The 19,488-nt window shown below is 63.9% G+C and carries 18 protein-coding genes; 2 read left to right on the forward strand and 16 right to left on the reverse strand.

Going from position 1 to position 19,488, the window contains the following annotated elements; genetic code table 11:
• Window positions 1–41 precede the first annotated feature (41 nt).
• Window positions 42–1,499, reverse strand: a complete 1,458-nt coding sequence (locus ACLI1P_RS11350; protein ID WP_408929761.1) for an integrase core domain-containing protein — start codon at window positions 1,497–1,499, stop codon at window positions 42–44.
• A gap of 118 nt (window positions 1,500–1,617) precedes the next feature.
• Complete coding sequence (locus ACLI1P_RS11355; RefSeq protein WP_411708905.1) at window positions 1,618–3,018, reverse strand: MDR family MFS transporter; 1,401 nt, start codon at window positions 3,016–3,018, stop codon at window positions 1,618–1,620.
• A 167-nt stretch (window positions 3,019–3,185) separates the two neighbouring features.
• On the opposite strand from ACLI1P_RS11355, the gene ACLI1P_RS11360 reads away from it, so the two are divergent.
• Complete coding sequence (locus ACLI1P_RS11360) at window positions 3,186–3,521, forward strand: hypothetical protein (RefSeq protein ID WP_411708906.1); 336 nt, start codon at window positions 3,186–3,188, stop codon at window positions 3,519–3,521.
• Window positions 3,522–3,556: 35 nt separating this feature from the next.
• Here the strand turns inward: ACLI1P_RS11360 and ACLI1P_RS11365 are convergent, their stop codons facing one another.
• The 4 genes from ACLI1P_RS11365 to lysS all read right to left on the reverse strand — a co-directional run bounded on the left by ACLI1P_RS11365 (window position 3,557) and on the right by lysS (window position 8,199).
• Window positions 3,557–4,435 (reverse strand): hypothetical protein, encoded by an 879-nt coding sequence (locus tag ACLI1P_RS11365; RefSeq protein WP_411708907.1) that lies wholly within the window; start codon window positions 4,433–4,435, stop codon window positions 3,557–3,559.
• Between the two features lie 13 nt (window positions 4,436–4,448).
• Window positions 4,449–5,402, reverse strand: coding sequence for a hypothetical protein (locus ACLI1P_RS11370; RefSeq protein WP_411708908.1), 954 nt, complete (start codon window positions 5,400–5,402; stop codon window positions 4,449–4,451).
• A 118-nt stretch (window positions 5,403–5,520) separates the two neighbouring features.
• Window positions 5,521–6,504 carry a hypothetical protein gene (locus ACLI1P_RS11375; protein ID WP_411708909.1) on the reverse strand — a complete coding sequence of 328 codons (984 nt, stop codon included), beginning with the start codon at window positions 6,502–6,504 and terminating at the stop codon, window positions 5,521–5,523.
• A gap of 111 nt (window positions 6,505–6,615) precedes the next feature.
• Window positions 6,616–8,199 (reverse strand): lysine--tRNA ligase, encoded by a 1,584-nt coding sequence (lysS, locus tag ACLI1P_RS11380; protein ID WP_296132233.1) that lies wholly within the window; start codon window positions 8,197–8,199, stop codon window positions 6,616–6,618.
• A 170-nt stretch (window positions 8,200–8,369) separates the two neighbouring features.
• Between lysS and ACLI1P_RS11385 the strand changes: the two genes are divergently transcribed.
• A complete protein-coding gene (locus tag ACLI1P_RS11385) occupies window positions 8,370–10,469 on the forward strand; it encodes a PhoX family protein (protein ID WP_411708910.1) in 2,100 nt (699 codons plus the stop codon).
• 19 nt (window positions 10,470–10,488) lie between these two features.
• Here the strand turns inward: ACLI1P_RS11385 and ACLI1P_RS11390 are convergent, their stop codons facing one another.
• From ACLI1P_RS11390 to ftsH, 10 genes are read right to left on the reverse strand one after another with little or no spacing between them, the layout of a single operon-like run.
• Window positions 10,489–11,436 carry a 2-dehydropantoate 2-reductase gene (locus tag ACLI1P_RS11390; protein WP_411708911.1) on the reverse strand — a complete coding sequence of 316 codons (948 nt, stop codon included), beginning with the start codon at window positions 11,434–11,436 and terminating at the stop codon, window positions 10,489–10,491.
• A gap of 42 nt (window positions 11,437–11,478) precedes the next feature.
• The gene (locus ACLI1P_RS11395) at window positions 11,479–12,252 is read right to left on the reverse strand and encodes a pantoate--beta-alanine ligase (RefSeq protein ID WP_411708912.1); all 774 of its coding nucleotides are present in this window, start codon (window positions 12,250–12,252) and stop codon (window positions 11,479–11,481) included.
• On the reverse strand, window positions 12,234–12,911 hold the full coding sequence (locus ACLI1P_RS11400; RefSeq protein WP_411708913.1) for a hypothetical protein: 678 nt from the start codon (window positions 12,909–12,911) through the stop codon (window positions 12,234–12,236). The genes ACLI1P_RS11395 and ACLI1P_RS11400 overlap by 19 nt, the downstream gene beginning before the upstream one ends.
• Before the next feature lies 1 nt (window position 12,912).
• On the reverse strand, window positions 12,913–14,133 hold the full coding sequence (locus ACLI1P_RS11405; RefSeq protein WP_411708914.1) for a DUF6779 domain-containing protein: 1,221 nt from the start codon (window positions 14,131–14,133) through the stop codon (window positions 12,913–12,915).
• 5 nt (window positions 14,134–14,138) lie between these two features.
• On the reverse strand, window positions 14,139–14,612 hold the full coding sequence (locus ACLI1P_RS11410) for a DUF3180 domain-containing protein (protein WP_296132245.1): 474 nt from the start codon (window positions 14,610–14,612) through the stop codon (window positions 14,139–14,141).
• A gap of 3 nt (window positions 14,613–14,615) precedes the next feature.
• Window positions 14,616–15,086: a 2-amino-4-hydroxy-6-hydroxymethyldihydropteridine diphosphokinase gene (folK, locus tag ACLI1P_RS11415; RefSeq protein WP_296132247.1), complete on the reverse strand. Its 471-nt coding sequence runs from the start codon at window positions 15,084–15,086 to the stop codon at window positions 14,616–14,618.
• The gene (gene folB, locus ACLI1P_RS11420) at window positions 15,086–15,457 is read right to left on the reverse strand and encodes a dihydroneopterin aldolase (protein ID WP_296132250.1); all 372 of its coding nucleotides are present in this window, start codon (window positions 15,455–15,457) and stop codon (window positions 15,086–15,088) included. Before folB ends, folK begins: the two co-directional genes overlap by 1 nt.
• A 4-nt stretch (window positions 15,458–15,461) precedes the next feature.
• Window positions 15,462–16,391, reverse strand: a complete 930-nt coding sequence (gene folP, locus ACLI1P_RS11425) for a dihydropteroate synthase (RefSeq protein ID WP_411708915.1) — start codon at window positions 16,389–16,391, stop codon at window positions 15,462–15,464.
• 8 nt (window positions 16,392–16,399) lie between these two features.
• Complete coding sequence (folE, locus tag ACLI1P_RS11430; protein ID WP_411708916.1) at window positions 16,400–16,990, reverse strand: GTP cyclohydrolase I FolE; 591 nt, start codon at window positions 16,988–16,990, stop codon at window positions 16,400–16,402.
• Window positions 16,980–19,457, reverse strand: a complete 2,478-nt coding sequence (gene ftsH / locus ACLI1P_RS11435; RefSeq protein WP_411708917.1) for an ATP-dependent zinc metalloprotease FtsH — start codon at window positions 19,455–19,457, stop codon at window positions 16,980–16,982. Before ftsH ends, folE begins: the two co-directional genes overlap by 11 nt.
• Window positions 19,458–19,488: the final 31 nt, after the last annotated feature.

Consider the following 19,488-nt stretch of genomic DNA (forward strand, 5'->3'; position numbering starts at 1 on the left):
CGGAATCCATGGAGTTCTTGGACACTTCTAGCGGTTTATGGTTATGGCCTGCGTTTCGGCCGGGGTTTGGATAGTTTCGGGTTCATCCGCGGTGGTTGGCGATGTTTCATTCCTTCAACGAGGTTGATGTTGATCTGGCCACCTGGTGGCCTGTGGCTCAACGTGATTGGCAGCGGCACGCTGAAGAGGAATTCACCGTCATGGGCCGTGTAAAACTCCGCAACGTTATCGGCTGTGACCGTGGAGTAGAGCCTGCGGTTTTTAAACCTCAGACCAATGTAGAGACCGAAGCCGCACACGCGTACAACGCCATCTTTGCTCACGCAGAGCTGGTCTGGGATGCCCCAATGGTTTGTTGAATTTGTCGTCGGCACCGTTAGTGTGGGGGTATCGGTGGAAGGTATGCCCTGCTGAGCTGCCATGTCATCGGTGCTGGCCTCGTGTGAAGTTGCCGCTTCCACGGGGCCGTTTAGCATTTCGGGTACAGCGTGTGGATTGTGAGCCTGGTTGTAGGCGACTACGCGGGCCCAGACCTGCTCAGGATCGAGTGGATGCGTAGGCGACGGTGCCTTGGGGAAGGTATCGAAAGCCTGGCGTGGTGTGATGTGCATTTTGCCGACCAGCAGTGATTGATGCCGTCGTCGCTCGTTGTACACCTGGCGATATTCAGCCAGATAGGCGTTGACCTCAGCAAGGCTAACTGGGTGGCGTGCATCGAGGAACTGGGTCAACGTGCGGTGAGAGCGCTCGTCTTTTCCCTGGGTTGTCGGGGCGAAACCAGCAATAGCAAGAACGCCTTGGCTGGCGAGCCAAGTTTCAGTAGCAGAGAGAAAACCACGGTGATAGGTGGCAAACGCATCGCCATTGTCGGAAAGGATTTCTTGGGGCTTGCCGTAGGCGGCGAACGCTGCGGCCAGCACAGCGCGCGCATCAGTACCGTTTTCTGGCAGAGCGAACGCTGTGGTTCCGACATCGAACCTGCTGGCATCATCGATAACCTGGTAAATCGTGACATGTGTGTGGGCGTGGTCAAAGAGGCGATAGACCAGTCCATCGATCTGCCAGAGTTCACCGACGAGAGCGCGGGCGAAGCGCTTATAGGAGCTGCGTGGCCGTTTGCGGGCGTTGGCATCAACGAATCCCAGCTCATGAAGCCACGAGGCGATTGTAGAACGCGACGGTGTGGAATCTGGACCTACAGTGTCGAACAAGAAGTAGTAGATCGACCAAGGCCCATAATCCAAGCCTTGCTCCATCAACTCCTGCCTGGCGTGGACGACTGCGATTTTGTCGGCCTCGTGGAATTTCTTAATCGGATTCTTCGGGGCAGTCGAATCCGGCACAATGCCTGCCCGACCCTTCTGCGCTATCCGGCTTTTGATGTTGTGGTACGTCTGCCGCGAGATTCCCAATTCTTTGCAAAACTGTGTGACCGTCTTGCCGTCACGAACGGGATCGAAATCTGCGACCTTTCTACGCTTATGCAATGGAATAGCCATCCGGCTATTCCACCGCCGCAAACGTCCAAAAAGCCACTAGACATCCCGTCCAAAAACATCCTGGACTCCGTGTCCAAAATGTCGCTAGACATCACACCCGTGTGCTAAACCCGCCGGGCTAGTCCACCCGCTTCAGCAGCGGGGAGATGACTGCAATAGCAATTCCGGTGATGCCGGCAAAGAGGAAGGCCCAGTGCGTTCCCTGCGCCGTGGCCGCGGCTGGGCTCAAGCCCGCCTCGGCGCCGGCCACCGTACCGCGGGTTAGGAAGACCACCAGGAACGCCGTGCCCATCGCTCCGGCAAGCTGCTGCAGCGTATTCATGATGGCGGAGCCGTGGGAATACAAAGTATCCGGCAGCGAGGACAACGCGGTGGTCATCAGCGGGGTCATCATCAGACACATGCCCAGGGAGAACAGCACGTGCATGCCTACCACCATCCACAGCGCGGATGATTCGCCCAGGGTCGCCATGAGCCAGAGGCTCGCCACCATGAACAGCGAGCCGGGGATCATCAAGGGGCGCGGGCCGTACGCATCGAATACGCGCCCCACAATCGGGGACAAAATGGCCTGCAGAATTCCGCCAGGCATGACTGCAAGGCCGGTGGCAAAGGCGGTGACCCCCAGGGTGGTCTGCAGGTAGATCGGCAACACCGTGACCATGCCCAGCATCAGACCGAAGGACAACAACATAACCAGCACGGCCAGGGTGAAGTTACGTACCAGGAAAGGCCGCAGATCCATCAGCGCGCGGTCATCGCGAGCCAGGCGCTGCTGGCGCAGGACGAAGATCACCAGCGCCACCGCACCCACGACGGTCACTGCGATTTCCACCACGGCGCCGCCCTCTAGCATCTTCTCAATCGAGGACAGCCCGTACACCAGCCCGCCGAAGGCGAACGCGGAGAGAATCACCGACAGGGCATCGAGCGGCGTGTCCCGGTTCTCACCCACGTTGCTCAGGCGCCACAGGCCGGCAAGCAGGATAAGCACCATGAGCGGCAGCATAGCCCAGAAGATGACGTGCCAGGTGAAGTGGTTGAGGATGGCCCCGCCTACGGTCGGTCCCAGAGCCGGGGCCACCGAAATCACCACGGAGATAATGCCCATCACGGTGCCGCGGCGCTGCGGCGGAACCAGCGTCATGGCCACCGTCATAAGCGTGGGGATCATCAGCGCGGTGCCGCCCGCCTGCAGCACACGGCCGATAAGCAGCACCACAAAGCTCGGCGCCAGCGCCGCGACGACCGTGCCGACGAGGAAGAACCCGGAGGAGGCCGCGAAAATCTGGCGGGTGGTGAGCCGCTCCAGCAGGAAGCCGGTAGTGGGAATCACCACCGCCATCGTGAGCATGAAACCAGTCAGCAGCCACTGCGCGCTGGTGGCGGGAATCCCGTAATCCGCCATGATGGCCGGCAGCGCCACGGAGAGCGACGTCTCATTGAGGATCATGACCATCGCGCCCAACACTAGGACGCTGAGGTTGATAATCACCTTCGCGGGGATCTCTGCGGACATGCTCGATACGTCTCCTTTCCTAACCTAAGCAACCTGCTTAGAGTAGCCGTCCCCGCGGCCACACGCCACAGCAGCCCAGCGGGTGCCACTCCCCAAGAATCCCCCGCTGAGCAATCTGGAAATGAGACCCTATAGGCCATATTGCCCGCTAGAGAAAGGCCAACAGGATGCCGCGGGATCTCCTCCTCTCCAGCCCCGACGGGGACAGCGCTGTCGTGCGCCCAGGGCAACAGGTGGTGGCCGGCCGCGCGGGTGACTTTCCTTTGGCCCCCGATGATGCCGCAATGCACCGCCACTTCCTGCGCTTCTGGCAGCGGGAAGAGGACTGGATGGTGAGCAACGTGGGCAACTTCCTGGCTGCGGAGTTATCGTCCCCGCTGATCCGCACTAACGGGCCGATCCGGCTGCTCCCCAACTCCACCGCGGCCATCCCGGTGGGCACGTCGATGCTGTGCTTTTCCACGCCCTCCGGGTCCTACGAGCTCACCGTCGCCTACGCCTAGGCACCTGCGCCGCCTGCTGGCAGCGCCCACATCGCTTAAGGCAGCCGGGCGATGGTCTCCGGTGTCAGGAGCACGACCGATCCCCCGCTGTCCAGGCTGCAGCCGAGAAGACGATTCTCCGGGATATCCTCCCACTTCTTCGGCGCGCCCGTACTGCACGTCCCGCCGTCAAGGGGGATGATGCCACGGCTTCCGCCCTCGCCCGGCGCGGCGTCGTAGTTCGTGTAGTCCTCAACCAGCTTCATGGCATCGTTACAGTTGGTGCCGTCCTGCTGCACATAAAGTGCGCCGGACTCACCGGACTTCGTCTCCACGGTCCCACAGATGGTGCCGGTGGCTGCTTTTCCATCCGCACCCGGCTTGGCGGGGTAGGTGTCCGAATAGAACCGTCCGTCGTCCTTGATGGTGAAGTAGTGATCTTCGAACTTCATCGTGATCTCATTGGCACTGGGTGCTTCGATTATCATGCCCGCGTAGGAGACCTTTTCGCCCTCGTTCAGGGTCTCTGCCTCCAACTCGTGGAACTTGGGCCAATAGACGGGGTGGAATCCGCGCTCAATGGTGTAGAAAACGCCGTTGGACTTCCACGTCTCATTGTCTGGCTGCGGATCAATGGGCGGATCCGCAAAGTCCACCATGCACGAGGGCGTCCTGCCCTCCTCATAGAAGGTGCACTGGACGCGCCCGTCTTGGCTCACCAGCGCGGGAATGCCCTCGCCTTCCTTACCTCCCGGGAAGAAATCCTTGGGCTCGCGCTCTGTGAGCTCAACGGGCTTAGTGCTCACCGAATTCTCCGAGTTCTCCACGGCCTCCTGAAACTTCGGCTCATCGCCGGCGCCATTGCCACCCGCGGAGCAGGACCCAATCGCCAGGGAGAACGTCACGGCTAACAGACACGACGCAAGTTTTTTCATGCACGGCCCTCCTTTAAAGAAGGTTCTTCATGTTCTCGGGCGTGAGGACAACGACCGAGCCGCCACTATCCGGGCTGCAGGTGAGAAAGCGGTATTCGACTTTGTCTCCCCACACCTTCGGGGCTTGATATCCACAGGTCCCGAGCTCCATGGACATCTCGCCGCGGTCTCCTCCCTCACCTGGCTCCCAATCGTCGTTCACATACTCCTCGAGCAGCTTCATGGCGTCATTGCAGTTCGTGTTGTCTTCTTGCACGTAGACCGTGCCGCTAGCATCACCACGGGTAGCGCCCTGACCGCATACTGTTCCAGTGTTGCCGACACCGTCCGCACCCGGCTTCGCGGGGAAGGTATCCGAGTAGTACTGGCCATCATCCTTCAGGGTGAAGCTATGGTCGCCGTTCTTCACCGTGAACTCCTTGGCGCCGGTGGCTTCAAATGTCGTATCGCCGAAGGACACCTTCTCACCCTCGTTGAGGGACGCGACTTCAGTGGGCTGATAGAACTCGATGGCCCACACGGGGAAGAACCCACGCGCGTTACGGAAGCTCACCGCGTTGGACTTCCAACTTTGCCCCACCGGGCTGGGGTAAATCGGCGGATCCGCAAACTCGACCTTGCACATGGGCCCCTCTGTTTCCTCGTAGATAAGGCAAATAGAGCGCCCATCGGGGCTCTTGACCGCCGGAATGGGATTCGGAATAGTCGCCAGATCTCCGCCCGCCATGAAGTCCTGCGGATCGCGCTCCTTCACATCGGTCGGCTTATCCCCCTTCGCCGACTCATCGCCGCTCTGCGCCGCGGTGTTGGAGGAGCTGCCGGACGCGGAACCAGACTCGGAGCTGGCAGTACCAGCCGAGTCCTGCTGGAACATCGGCTCGTCGCCGACAGGCTCACTGGATGAGGAGCAGGACGCCAGGGTACATGCCACAAGAGAGGCGGAGAGGATAGAAAGAAGCTTCTTCATACAGAGCATCGTTCCACGAATCTGCCCCGCGCGCGAGCACTACCGAGTTTTCCTCGGTCACAGGGGCAAGGCTAAACGATGGCCTAACTTTAGAGAGTGGCCACCGCCCCTCGAGCCATCAATACGGCATAAGATCCGGAACGTTTGGTTTGTCAGCATTAAAGAGAATAACTCTGCTTATTCCGGAAAGGTCCTGGCACTTGAGGCGCCGAGCATCCGGATCCGGCATTTGAAGCATATCCGGCTCAGTTACCGAGCACTTCCACCCATCGATTTTCAGGAGTCCACGGGAGTTCATTTCCTCCATCGTCCACTCATGGTTGACATACTGGTCGAGGACATCCATAGCCTTGCGACAATTAGTGCCGTCCACCTGGGCATACACTTTCTGTCGCCCCAGTTTGCCAGCTTCGAGCTCCCCGCAGACGGTGCCGACTTGTCCATAGCCGTTCGAGTCCTGTTCAAAGGGGTATGTATCTGAGACAAATTCGCCCTTGTCATTAACAGTGAACTGATGCCCCTTGAATGTGACAGTGAATTCTCTTTCGCTCGGGGCCTCAAAGGTCATGCCTTCGATGTCTACCCTCTCTCCGGCGTTAAGGGCGGTAGTCGGGACGGCATCGCCACCATCGATCAAAGATGCGGGGACGAACCCCACCTTTTCGTCGTACGTCGCAATATTCGCCTTCCACGGCAGTTTTTCAGGATCGGGGAGAATTGGTGGACTATCAATCCTCAAATAGCAGGACGGTATTTCAGAATCTTCATACAAACCGCAGCCCACCTTATTGTCTGGACTTGCGACGCCCCAGGCAACCATGCCGGACTGTTCGAACCTGAAACCGGTAGCCCGGAAATCCTCGGCATCGCGCTCTTTCAGCTTCGAAGATTTTCCCTTGGACGAGGAGTCGGAGTCAGAGTCGGATTCGCTGGACTGTACATCGCTCGATTCGTCAGCGCTGGAGCCCGTCGACGTGCCCTCGGCACCGGACTCCGGCACGCGCTCAAACGTTGGGGTGGCCTCGGTTCCTTCGTCGGAGGAACACGCAACCAAACCGGCTGCCAACAGAGGCAGTAAGAGAAGAGAAAGTAGCTTTTTCATGCTTTGCATTCTTCCACGTGAGCTGGCAGCAGGCTGATCGTTGGCGCGATGGGGGTATAAGAAATGCCGCCAGCCTCCCTAGGGGCTGACGGCTTGTGCGGGCGCGGGGGATTACTTCTCCGGCTTCACAATCGGGAAGAGAACGGTCTCGCGAATGCCCAGTCCGGTCAGGGCCATGAGCAGGCGGTCCATGCCCATGCCGGTGCCGGCTGTCGGCGGCATGCCCTGCTCCATGGCGGCCAGGAAGTCCTCATCCAGCACCATGGCCTCGTCGTCGCCGCCGGCGGCCAGGCGGGCCTGGTCCTCAAAGCGCTCGCGCTGGATGACCGGGTCAACGAGCTCGGAATAGCCGGTGGCCAGCTCAAAGCCGCGGACGTAGAGGTCCCACTTCTCGGTCACGCCCGGCTCGGAGCGGTGCTGGCGGGTCAGCGGGGAGGTCTCCACCGGGAAGTTCTTGACAAAGATGGGGCCCTCAAGCTGATCCTCGCAGAGCACCTCCCAGATTTCTTCCACCAGCTTGCCGTGGCCCCAGCCGCCGTTCTTCGGAACCTCGAGCCCGATGACGTCGGCAATGCCCTTTAGTGTGTCCACATCAGTGTCGATGGTGACCTCGGGCTGGCCCGGGAACTTGCGCTGCAGTGCCTCGTTGAGGGACGGGTACATCTCGATCTCCGGCCATTCCTCGCCGCCGAAGTCGTATTCCGTGCCATCCGCCAGGGTGACGGTGGTGGAGCCGAAGACGGCGCGCGCCACGGCCTGGATGGACTCGCGGGTGGTGCGAGCGCAGTCGTTGTAGTCCCCCCACGCGGCGTAGGTCTCCAGCATGGCGAACTCCGGGGAGTGGGAGCGGTCCACGCCCTCGTTACGGAAGTTGCGGTTGATTTCAAAGACGCGGTCGATACCGCCCACCACGGCCCTCTTCAGGTACAGCTCCGGGGCGATGCGCAGGTAGAGGTCGATATCCAGGGCGTTGGAGTGGGTCACGAACGGGCGGGCAGCCGCGCCGCCGTGGAGGGTCTGCAGCATCGGGGTTTCGATCTCCACGAAGCCCTCGTCCTCTAGGTAATTGCGCAGCGCGCGCATGACCTTGACGCGGGTCATGGCGTTCTCACGAGCCTCCTTGCGCACGATGAGGTCGTTGTAGCGCTGGCGCACGCGGGTCTCCTCGTTCATGTCCGCGAAGGACACGGGGAGCGGGCGGAGGGACTTAGCAGCCATGGTCCACTTCGTGGCCATGACGGACAGCTCGCCACGGCGGGAGGCAATGACGCGGCCGCGCACGGAGATGAAGTCACCCAAGTCAACGTCGGACTTCCAGGCGGCCAGGCGCTCCTCGCCCACCTCGGCGAGGGACAGCATGGCCTGCACCTGGGTGCCGTCGCCGTCCTGCAGGGTGGCGAAGCACAGCTTGCCGGTGTTGCGCATGAAGATAAGGCGGCCGGCGATAGCCACCTCGACGTCCGTCTCGTCGCCGGCGTTGAGGTAGGTCACGCCCTCTTCGCCAGCGGGCTGCTCGTCCTCAGCCACCACCTGAAACTGCTGACGCAGGTCCTTCATGGAGATGGTGCGGTCCACGGTCACCGGGTAGGCGTCGGTGCCGGATTCCAGCAGGCGGGTGCGCTTCTCGCGGCGGATGCGCAGCTGCTCGGGGACGTCGGTTGCTTCATTAACTGGGGTATTCTTCTTCTCGCTCACGGTTGTCTAGGGTAGTCGATCCCCATATGCTGGCGCGATCTCGGTTTACAGACTGTTCACCCAGCAGACACAGTCATTCAACCGCGCGGCCACCTTTGCAGTATTTACTCAGAACGTCCGTTGCGACATCTCAACGCAGCCCATACCGACGAATTCTGGAGTACACCCACATGGCACTCAACGGCCGCAATCTCTTGACCAACATGTTCGCCTCCTCCCGTTCTTCTCTTACCTGCACCTACAAGTGCGGTAACGCCTGCTTCGGTGAGTGTGACAACCCCTCCGATAACGCTTACTTCGGTGACCAGTTCTCCCGCCGTACCGCGCTGCGCGCCGGCGGCCTGGCCGTCGTTGCAGTTGGTGGCTCCTCCGCCCTGGCTGCCTGCTCCGCCCCGGAGAGCGAGGATGCTGCAGCGGGTTCCTCCGCCGCCGGCAAGACCTCCGAGGTCGGTTCTTCCGACATCGAGCTGACCTCCGCGGAGGGCATGAAGTTTGAGAAGGTTGAGCCGAACACCAAGGATGAGGTTGTCATCCCGAAGGGATACGAGCAGTCCGTGCTCATCGCTTGGGGTGACCCAGTCATCGAGGGCGCTCCGGAGTTCGACGTCAACAACCAGACCGCCGCCGATGCCGAGAAGCAGTTCGGCTTCAACAATGACTTCGCCGGCCTCATCGAGCATCCGGACAACAAGGACCGCCTCATCTACGTCTGCTCCCACGAGTACACCACCGAGCCGATGATGTTCCCGGATTACGATCCGGAGAACCCGACCGAGGAGCAGGTCAAGATTGGTTGGGCCGGCCACGGCCACACCATCCTTGAGGTTTCCAAGTCCAAGGATTCCGGTGAGCTCAAGCGCGAGTTCGGCCCGCTCAACCGCCGCATCACCGCCACCACCCCGTTCACCCTGGTCGGCCCGGCCAAGGGCTCCGACCTGGTCAAGACCTCCGCTGACCAGAAGGGAGAGAAGGTCCTGGGCACCCTCAACAACTGCTCCGGCGGCATCACCCCGTGGAACACCATGCTCTCCGGCGAGGAAAACTTTGACCAGTACTTCGCTGGTGGCGACATCAAGGATGACACCGCCAAGGAGTCCCTGAAGCGCTTCGGCATCAAGGAAGGCCCGTCCGAGCGTAAGTGGGAGAAGTATGATGACCGCTTCGACGTCACCAAGGAGCCGAACGAGCCGAACCGCTTCGGCTGGTTGGTAGAGATCAACCCGCTGGACCCGAAGTCGACTCCGATCAAGCACACCGCTGTGGGCCGCTTCAAGCACGAGGCCGGCAACATTCACATTGCCAAGGACGGCACCGTGGTGTGCTACTCCGGCGATGACTCCCGCTTCGAGTACATCTACAAGTTCGTTTCCACCAAGCAGTACAAGGAAGGCGACATTGAGCACAACCTGACCATCCTGGACCACGGCACCCTGTACGTGGCCAAGATGGAGGGCAACTCCCCGGAGAAGGAAATCGATGGCTCCGGCGTCCTGCCGGAGGACGGCGCCTTCGACGGCAAGGGCACCTGGGTCAAGCTGCTGACCTCCGACACGGAGAACAACAAGTTCGAGTCCCACGTCGACGGCATGTCCGCCGAGGAGGTCGCCGTCTTCACCCGTGAGGCCGCCGACAAGGTGGGTGCTACCAAGATGGACCGCCCGGAGGACGTCCAGGTCAGCCCGAACAACGACAAGGTTTACGTGGCCCTGACCAACAACTCCTACCGCGGTGCTACCGGTGAGAACGCCAAGAAGAACAAGGAAGACGCCAAGGAATGGGCTCCGATCAAGGAGAACAAGAACGGCCTCGTCATGGAGATCGAGGACGATCACGCGGGCGAGGAGTTCACCTGGAACCTCTTCCTGGTCTGTGGTGACCCGAAGGAAGCCAACACCTACTTCGGTGGCTTCGACAAGGAGAAGGTCTCCCCGATTTCCTGCCCGGATAACCTGGCCTTCGACAGCCACGGCAACCTGTGGATCTCCACCGACGGCAACGCCCTGGATTCCAACGACGGCCTCTACGCCGTGACTACCGACGGTGAGACTCGCGGCGAGCTCAAGTGCTTCCTCACCGTCCCGGCGGGCGCTGAGACCTGCGGCCCGATCGTCGATGACGAGCGCGTCATGGTCAACGTCCAGCACCCGGGCGAGGCGGACGACGCCAAGTTCGACGAGCCGGCTTCCCACTGGCCCGACGGCGGCAACTCCACCCCGCGCCCGGCCGTGGTCGTGGTCTGGAAGAAGGACGGCAACATCGGCACCGAGTAATCCCCGTGCCCAGCTCGGCCTAGGCCGAGCGTAGTTGGGCTTCGAGCACCTCCTGCGCGAAGTCCCACAGCGGGGTTGTGACCCCGGCCTGGACGCCCATGCGTCGGATAGCTCCGACCTGGGCGTCCAACTCATTAGGCAGGCCCGCCTTGATGTCGCGCTGCATCGAAGACGTGTTGTCCGGGTGCTGCTGGCGGGCGAACTCCATGGTCTGCTCCACCACGTCGGCCGGCAGATCCACGCCCATGCCGCGCCCGACGGCCTCAACCTCCCGCATGAAGGCCTCCAGCTGACCCGGGATTTCCTGGCACAGGTAGCCGATGGGCTTGTCGACGAGCGCGCCCAGGGTTCCGGTGGTGGTGACGAACATGGCCTTCGACCAGACGTCGACAAGCGCTGCGTCGTGGAACCTGCTGTGTGCGCCCGCCTCCTGCAGTGCTTCCTCCAGCTGCTGCCCCACCTGGCGCAGCGACGCCGGCGCGTGGGCGCTGAGCGGGCCGAACGACAGGGACAGCGGCCCCGGGTTGCGCCTGATGTGGGCCGGGCCCACGCGCGTGGCGTACACGCGTGCAACACCGGCCAGGATGTTCTCTTCCCCGAATTCCTCTGCGGCAAGATAGGGGATCTCCACCGAGTTGTGCGTGGTTACCACAGGAATTCCCTGCAGCGCCTCGCGATCGTGGGCACTGCCAAAGGTCTCGTTCCCCGGCAACGCCTTGGTGGCGATAATCGCCACGTCGAGCCCACCCAGCAGGTCCCCCACCTCCGCGAAGGAACCCGCACCGGGAGCCTTGACGATCTCGGTGGTGGTGGGCTCACGGTGGGCGTCGACCAGCGTCACGCCCGTCTCCTCCAGCACCTTGAGGGTCTCACCGCGTGCCACGAAGGCGACGTCGTGGCCTGCTGCTTTCAGTATTCCGCCGAAGTAGCCGCCGATGGCGCCGGCGCCCAGAATTCCAATCTTCATGCCCTCCAACCTAGCGGGCCAAGCCGGGTGGGGCGGGAGCTTTTATTCCTGTTGGTCCAAGTTCTTGAACCCGATGCCCAGCGGCACGCCGGCGTTATCGGTCAGCCGCACCCCGCCGATGGTGGCGGCGACAAAGAGGCGCGCCTCACCCTCCGCGGGCGGTTCTTGCAGGTCGCGGCCGCGCAGCTCGACGTACTCGGGCTCCACACCCGCAGCATCCAGCACCTCGCGCGCGACGCGCACGACCTCCTCGGCCCCAGATTCCGCGGCATAGGCACCGGCGGTCAGTGCTGCCGACAACGCGCTCGCCTGCTCCCGCGCCGCGGGGTCAACGCCTGCGTTGCGCAGGCTCATCACCACGCCGTCCGGCATGCGCACCGGCGGCACGCCCTGCACGCGCGCGCCGATGTTGAGGTCCGTAAAGGCCTGCTGGGTGGCCACGAGCAGCTCGTAGTCCTTCTCCCCCATCACCACATCACTCGGGCCCAGCGCACAGGTCAGCGCCACAATGCGGGTCAGCTCAGCGCTGACGTCTTCCATTCCGTGATCGGGTGCCAGGATCCGCGTGCGCTGGCTCTGCTCGCCGTAGCGCCACACCACGTCGACACCGTCGAGTGCAGCGATGTCCGTCTCCGGTTCCACCGCCACGACAACCACGCCGCCGCGCACGCGCCGCGCCGCCTGCACCAGGGCCAAGTGACCCGCATGGATGTCACGGCCCAGCGGCACGAGCACCACGCGCTTGCCCGTCTTGCGGTAGGCACTGCCCACCATGCGGATGCGCTCGATGTCGTCGACTAGGAGTTGTTCTGCCACGGCGCTTCCTTTCTTACTGCCCACAGTTCCAGTTCTTCCATATTCTTCTTCTCACCCACCATGCGGGCGACGTCGCGGTAGTTGCGCGCCATGCCCAGCTCCACGGCGGCGGGGTAGGCATCGATGATGTCTCCGGCATCAAGGTCGAAGGAGCTGCCCATAAAATCTTCGATAATCCCCGCCTTTATCGCCGCCCACGCGCTGAGTACACCGAGCATTTCCGCGTAGTACAACCGCGCGGCTCGCTCGGCACGTTGTGCCTCCGGCACCGTTTCTGCGGTCTGGTGAATCTCCGAAAGCAGCAGACCAATGACGGTCTCTGCTACCTCATCGAGAGCGCCCACCGCGTAGGAGTCGCCCAGGGGAGCTGCGGCAATCGTCAGGCACCCGCGCGTTTCCAGATCATCGAGGGCTTCCACCCCGGCGAGCAGTGAGGTATGAATGACAATCTGTCTCGGGCGCACGTGCGGGGCCACCTCCCCCACAGCTGCCTCCAGCTCCCTCGCCGTCGCGGCGAGAATCAGCGCATCGAAGCGGCCCAGCTCGGCGGGGTCCTCAAGGTATTCGATGGTGTGGCCAGCCATCTCCAGACGGTGGGCAAAGTTAATGCCGGCTCGGGAGCTACCCCACACCGCCACGCGCATACGTGGTGCCGGCATCCTACCTCTCCTTCTTGTCCTTCTGGCGCTTCTTCATCTCCGCCATCAGCTCTGCCACAGAGACCGCACCGTCGCGCTTCTCGTCGCTGCGGCGGCGACCGCGGGAGGTCTCAGCCGCGGCGCTGCGGGCGCCGCCGACTGACTGCTGCCCCTGGTGCTGTGCCTGCTGGGAGGCTGGGCGCGGCACGGCCTGCTTCTGCGGTGCATCCTCCTCCGGCTTGCGGTGGCGGTGGGGCGCTGCCGAGGATGCCGATGCCGCTGGCGACTTCGGCGATGCAGCCTCGGACGCGCCCTGGTTCCAGCGAACGGCCTGGAAGCTATCGGTCTTGAACTCCGGTTGCTTCGGCTGCTCCGGTTGCTTCTGCTGCTTCGGCTGGGCTGACTGTGCAGGTTGAGCCGGCTTCGTCGTTTTAAACGACGGCGCGGCAGGCTTCTGCGGTTGCTGGGGCTGAGTGTGCTGCGGCTGACGCTGCGAAGGCTGCTCCTGGGGCTGCGCCTTGGGACGCGGTTGCTGGGCCTGCTGGGTCGGCTGGACCGGCTGGGGCTGCTGCGCGGTCTTGGCCTGACCGGCACTGTCCGCGAGCAGACTGTCGAGCGTGTTGTGCGTCGGGTGCGTGGGCTGGGAGCCCAGGCGGCCCGCCACGGCGTCGGCAGTAGGGGCACCGCCGGACTTCTGGGTGAAGTTGGACGCAGCGGAGTCGCCGAAGTGTGCCGCACTATCCGCGCTGCTGGCCTTGCGCTCCAGCTCCTGGATGCGACGCGCCTCCGCGTAGAGCGCAGCCGGCTCGTAGACCCACTCGCGGCCGGAGAGCTCCTCAATCTGGGAACGGATGGACTCCAGCTCCGCGCGGATGTCCGCGAGTACCTTGCTGTTATCCGCCGGTGCAGCGGCCGCCGCTTGCGTGTGGGAGGACGCCGCGTGTGCGCGCTCCACGGCCAACAGCTCGGTGGCCTCATGGGCCTGGCGGCGGTAGCGCACCACCAGGAAAAAGCCCAGCACCGCGGCCCACAGCGAGGCCAACAGGGCAATCTTCAGCGCGTTCGCCGAGCCCGAAATGAGCATGACCAGGCTGGCAATCACCGCCAGGATGACCAGGATGATGAGGCCAATGGAACCGGCATCCGCCTTGGAACCGGTGGTGGAACCAGACGAGGGTTCCTGCCGGGATGCCGGCGCCGGTGCGTGCTGGGGCTCAGGTGCTGCGTTGTGCGGGCTCGTCATGCCCACTAACTTACCGCCTGTGCCCCATCAGGTGGAGGTGGAGCCTCACAGTGTCGCTCCAGGACCACGCCAGCCACGCACATCGCGGCCCCGCCCAGCGCGGAGGACACTACACCCGCCACGTCCCCGGACGCGGCCACCAATTCGCCCGCCTGCGGGAGGACGTAGACCGCAATGCCGGCATAGGCACCACCCACAATCGCGCCCGTCCACGCCGAGGCCTTTCCCACGAGCAGGAACTGGGCAATCGTCATCGGATTGAGCTGCGAGTTATCCAGCCCAATGCCATGCTCGTCGTTCTTGGCGGAGCGCACCTTGAGGATGAGGAGGACGCACACCAGGGCCATGGCCCACAGGGAAATCGATACCGTCGCCGGGATGGCCAGCATGGAGCCGTAGAAGCGCGCGGTGAGGATGGCGGCCGCCGCGGCCACGAACAGGGCGGTGCCCACGAGCGCGCTTAACGACGTCCTCGTCATCGCCTACCCCACTTCCTTCACCGCGGCCACCTCAGTGCTGTCCAGGCTAGCGATAAGTTCACTCACCGGGGTGCCGTTGAGCTCCGCGTGCGTATCCGCTGCCAGCCACGGCACGAGCACGAAGGCGCGCTCGTGGGCGTAGGGGTGCGGGAGGGTGAGCTCCGGGTCTGTCGAGGTCACCCCGTCAATCTGCACGATATCCACGTCCAAGGTGCGCGGCCCCCAGTGGCGCACGCGCACGCGCTCGGCGGCCTCCTCCACCTTCTGCCCGCGGCGCAGCAGCTCCAGCGGGCTTTCCTCCACGTCGACGATGAGGATCGCGTTAAGGAACTCGTCCTGGTCAGTCACTCCCCACGGCGGGGTAGCAAAGACCGGGGAGGCAGCGACGGTCTCTGCGGCGAACTCGTCGAAGACGGTCTGCAGCAGCGCGCGGCGATCCTCCATGTTGGAGCCGATGGACAGCACCGCGCGCATTAGCCAGCCATCCGCTTGCGGGAGCGACGCGCCACCACGGCCACATCCGCAAAGGTGCGCGGGATGGGCGCCTTCGGCTTGTGGATGGTCACCTCGATGGCGTGAAGAATCTCAAAGCGCTCCATCGCGGTCTCGGCGACCTCCGCGGCGACCGTCTCGATGAGGTCGCGGGAGGGGCCTTCGACGATGTCCGCGGCGACGTCGGCAAGCTCGGCGTAGTTGACCGTACGGTTCAGATCATCCTCGATGCCCGCGGTGTCTAGCCAGCACGTCACGTCCACGAGGAAAGGCTGGCCGGTCTGCTTCTCCTCCTCGAAGACGCCGTGGTAGCCAAAGCACTCCAGTCCGGTGAGCTCGATGCGATCTGCCATGGTTTTAAGCCCTCCCCAGAGACGTCGAGACCACGGTGCCGCCGTCGGCGCCGTTGGCGTAGCTGCCGGAAGCATGCGCGCCGCCGGTATAGGCCGCGCCCGCGTTCCAGGCGGCGGCCACATCCACGGCGTCGCGGGAGACATCCACCTCGTGCACGCGCACGCCCCACGCGCCCATCTGCGCGGAGATGGCAGTCACGGCCGCGGTGGCGGGATCCGCCAACAGCGGGCTGGATTCGGCCCCGCGGTCCTCCCGGATGGCGGCCAGGAAGCGCTTGCGGGACGCGCCCACGAGCAGCGGGAACTCGCCGTCGAGGAACTCCGGAAGGGATTTAAGCAGCGCCCAGTTATCCTGCGGGGACTTGGCAAAGCCCAGGCCGGGATCGACCACGATGTTGTCGTGGGTAACGCCGGCGGCCAGGGCGGAATCCGCCAACGCCGCCAAGGAATCGTGCACATCGCGCACCACATCGCCGCCGTGGTCCGCCACCCCGGCCGCGCTGCCGAACTGGACGGTGCGCCAGTGCATGAGGCACACCGGCAGACCAGTAGCGGCCATGATGCGGTACATGTCCGGGTCGGCGGCGCCGCCGGAGACATCGTTGATCATGTCCACGCCGGCCTCCGCGGCCGCCGCGGCAACTGAGGCCCGCATCGTATCCACCGAGGTCTTAATCCCCTCCTCGTGCAGCGCCTTAATGACCGGCACCACGCGGCGCTGCTCCTCCTCGGCGGCCACGCGCACCGCGCCCGGGCGGGTGGACTCACCGCCGACGTCAATCATGTCTGCGCCGGAGGCCACCAGGTGCCGGGCGTGGGAGATGGCGTCGTCGACGTTGATCCAGCGCCCGCCGTCAGAGAAGGAATCCTCCGTGACGTTGACAATGCCCATGACCAGCGTGCGGCCGGGGACGGTGAGGTTGCTGACTGCCATGGTGGAATTTAGCTCCTAATCAGGCTCATGACCTCCGCACGGGAGGCCGCGTTCTTCTTGAAACCGCCGCGCACCGCGGACGTCGTGGTAGTCGCCCCCGGCTTGCGGATGCCGCGCATGGCCATGCACAGGTGCTCGCACTCGATGACCACGATGACGGACTGGGCGTGGAGGACCTCCACCAGGGCGTTAGCGATCTGGCTGGTAAGCCGCTCCTGCACCTGCGGGCGCTTGGCGTACATGTCCGCCAGGCGGGCCAGCTTAGACAGGCCAGTGACGTGGCCGTCGGGACCCGGGATGTAGCCGATGTGTGCCTTGCCGTAGAAGGGCACGAGGTGATGCTCGCACGTGGAGTAGATGGGGATATCGCGCACGAGGACGAGCTCCTGATGCTCCTCGGCGAAGGTCTTGTGCAGGACCTCGGTCGGGTCCTGGTGCAGGCCGGCGAAGACCTCCGCGTAGGCGCGGGCCACGCGGGCCGGGGTTTCGCGCAACCCCTCGCGGTCCGGGTTCTCGCCCACGGCGATGAGCAGCTCGCGCACGGCGGCTTCCGCGCGCTCCTGGTCAAACTCGCGCTGCGCCGGGATGTTATCGCTCATTGCTGCGGCCGTCCTTGGGGGTGATGTCGTTCGTGTACGGGTTGTTGCGGCGCTCCGCCTCGCCCCAGCCGGGTGCTCCCCAGCTGTTGTTGCCCTGGGTGCCCTGGGCGTCCTGACCCCCGTGGGTTTCTGGGCTGTCTGGCTTGGCGTGACGCCCGCGCCGCCCGGGCTGGCGCTGCGGCTCCGGAGCATCCACGACGCGCGGAATTTCCTGGGTCTCAGCGTGGCTCAGGCCACCCTGGGCGTTGTGCAGTTCCTGCTCCGGGACCTCCTGCTCGTGGCCTGCGGCGTCAGTGACGGGCTCAGCATCCTGCTGGGAGGCGGGCTGGGCGTGAGCGTTGGTATCCGGCTCGCCGAAGAAGGTGTTGCCCTTGTCCGGGTCCACGTTGTCGCCGGCATGCTGGCCAAAGCTGAAGCCGATTTCCTCCGCGGTTGCGTTCGGCGCCGGCTGCCCGTTCTCCTGGGCGGCGAGGCGACGCTCGCGGGCGGCCCGGGAGGCGTCGAGAAGCGTCATGCGCTTCGGCAGCCCCTCACCGCGCTCCTTGGCCAGCTCCACCGGGGTCTTCACCGGCTCGCGGCCGGCCTGGCGCGGGAAGCGATCATCCTCGTGCGGGAAGACATCGAAGGCCTCGCGCGGCTCGATGCCCTCGAAGATGCCCTCCAGATCCGGGCGACGCAGGGTCTCCTTCTCCAGCAGCATCTCCGCCAGCTTGTCCAGGTAGTCGCGGTTGGCGGCCAGAATATCGTAGGCCTGCTGGTGCGCGCGGTCGAGCAAGTAAGCCATCTGCTCATCGATCTTGGCGGCCACGGCGTCCGAGTAATCAATGGATCCGCCGCCGCCCATCTGGCTAAAGGGATCGCCCTGCTCCTGGCCGTACTTCACGGTGCCCAGGTCCGGGGAGAAGCCGTATTCGGTGAGCATGGAGCGCGCAATCTTCGTCGCGTGCTCAATATCGGAGGACGCACCCGTGGTCGGGGCGCCGAAGACCAGCTCCTCCGCGGCGCGTCCGCCCATGGCGAAGACGAGGCGCGCGAAGAGCTCATCGCGGGTGTACATGCCCTTGTCGTCTTCCTGGGAGGTCATGGCGTGACCGCCGGTGCGGCCGCGGGCCAGGATGGTGACCTTGTACACGCGCTCAATGTCCTTGAGCGCCCACGCGGACAAGGTGTGGCCGCCCTCGTGGTAGGCGGTGACCTTCTTCTCATGCTCGGAGATGATCTTGCCCTGGCGGCGCGGGCCACCCACCACGCGGTCGGTGGCCTCCTCCAAGGCGTCGTAGGTAATGACGTTGCCGCCGATGCGCGCGGTGAGCAGGGCGGCCTCATTGAGCACGTTGGCCAAGTCCGCGCCGGACATGCCGGCGGTGCGCTTGGCCAGCTGGGTCACGTCCACTTCCTTAGCCAGCGGCTTGTCCTTAGCGTGCACGCGCAGGATCTGCTCGCGGCCGGCCAGGTCCGGGTTGGTCACCGGGATCTGGCGGTCGAAGCGGCCCGGGCGCAGCAGCGCCGGGTCCAGGATGTCCGGGCGGTTGGTGGCGGCGATGAGAATAACGCCCTCGCGGTCACCGAAGCCGTCCATCTCCACGAGCAGCTGGTTCAGGGTCTGCTCGCGCTCGTCGTGGCCGCCGCCGGTGCCGGAGCCGCGCTGGCGGCCCACGGCGTCGATCTCGTCCACGAAAATGATGCAGGGGCTGTTTTCCTTGGCCTGCTTGAACAGGTCGCGCACGCGGGAAGCTCCCACGCCGACGAACATCTCCACGAAGTCGGAGCCGGAGATGGAATAAAACGGCACGCCGGCCTCGCCCGCCACGGCGCGCGCCAGCAAGGTCTTACCGGTACCCGGCGGGCCGTAGAGAAGCACGCCGCGCGGGATCTTCGCGCCCAGCTCGTGGTAGCGCTCCGGGTCATCGAGGAAGTCCTTGATCTCCTGCAGCTCGTCCACGGCCTCATCCGCGCCGGCGACGTCCGCGAAGGTGTTGGTGGGCATGTCCTTCGTCAGCTCCTTGGCCTTGGAGCCGCCGATGCCGAACATGCCGCCCGCGCCCTGCTGCATGCGGGACATCATCCAGAACAGCAGCGCGAAGAGCACCAGCATCGGCAGCAGGAAGCTCACCATGGAGCCGATGAAGGAGTCCTGCGTGACCTTGGTCTGGTACTTCTCCGCGCCGGAATCCTTCACAGCGTTAAAGACCTGCTCGGAGGCGCGTGCCGGGTACTTGGCAATGACCTCTTCCACGCCCTCTTGCTTGTCCACCGTCACCGGATTCTTCAGCTTGAGGCGCAGCTGCTGCTCGCGGTCGTCGATCTGCGCTTCCTCGACGTTCTTGTCCGTCAGCTGCTCCATGGCTACCGACGTCTCCACCTGCTTGAAGCTGCGGGCATCGTTGGTGAAGAACGTGAAGGCGTACAGCAGGATGAGGACCAGGCCCGCCAGCGAGCCGTAGCGGATGATGTTCTTGTTTTTCATTAATTACCTTGCAAGTATGCGGCTGGTGCCG

The sequence above is a fragment of the Corynebacterium tardum genome (assembly GCF_046717785.1).
Taxonomy (GTDB): Bacteria; Actinomycetota; Actinomycetes; order Mycobacteriales; family Mycobacteriaceae; genus Corynebacterium.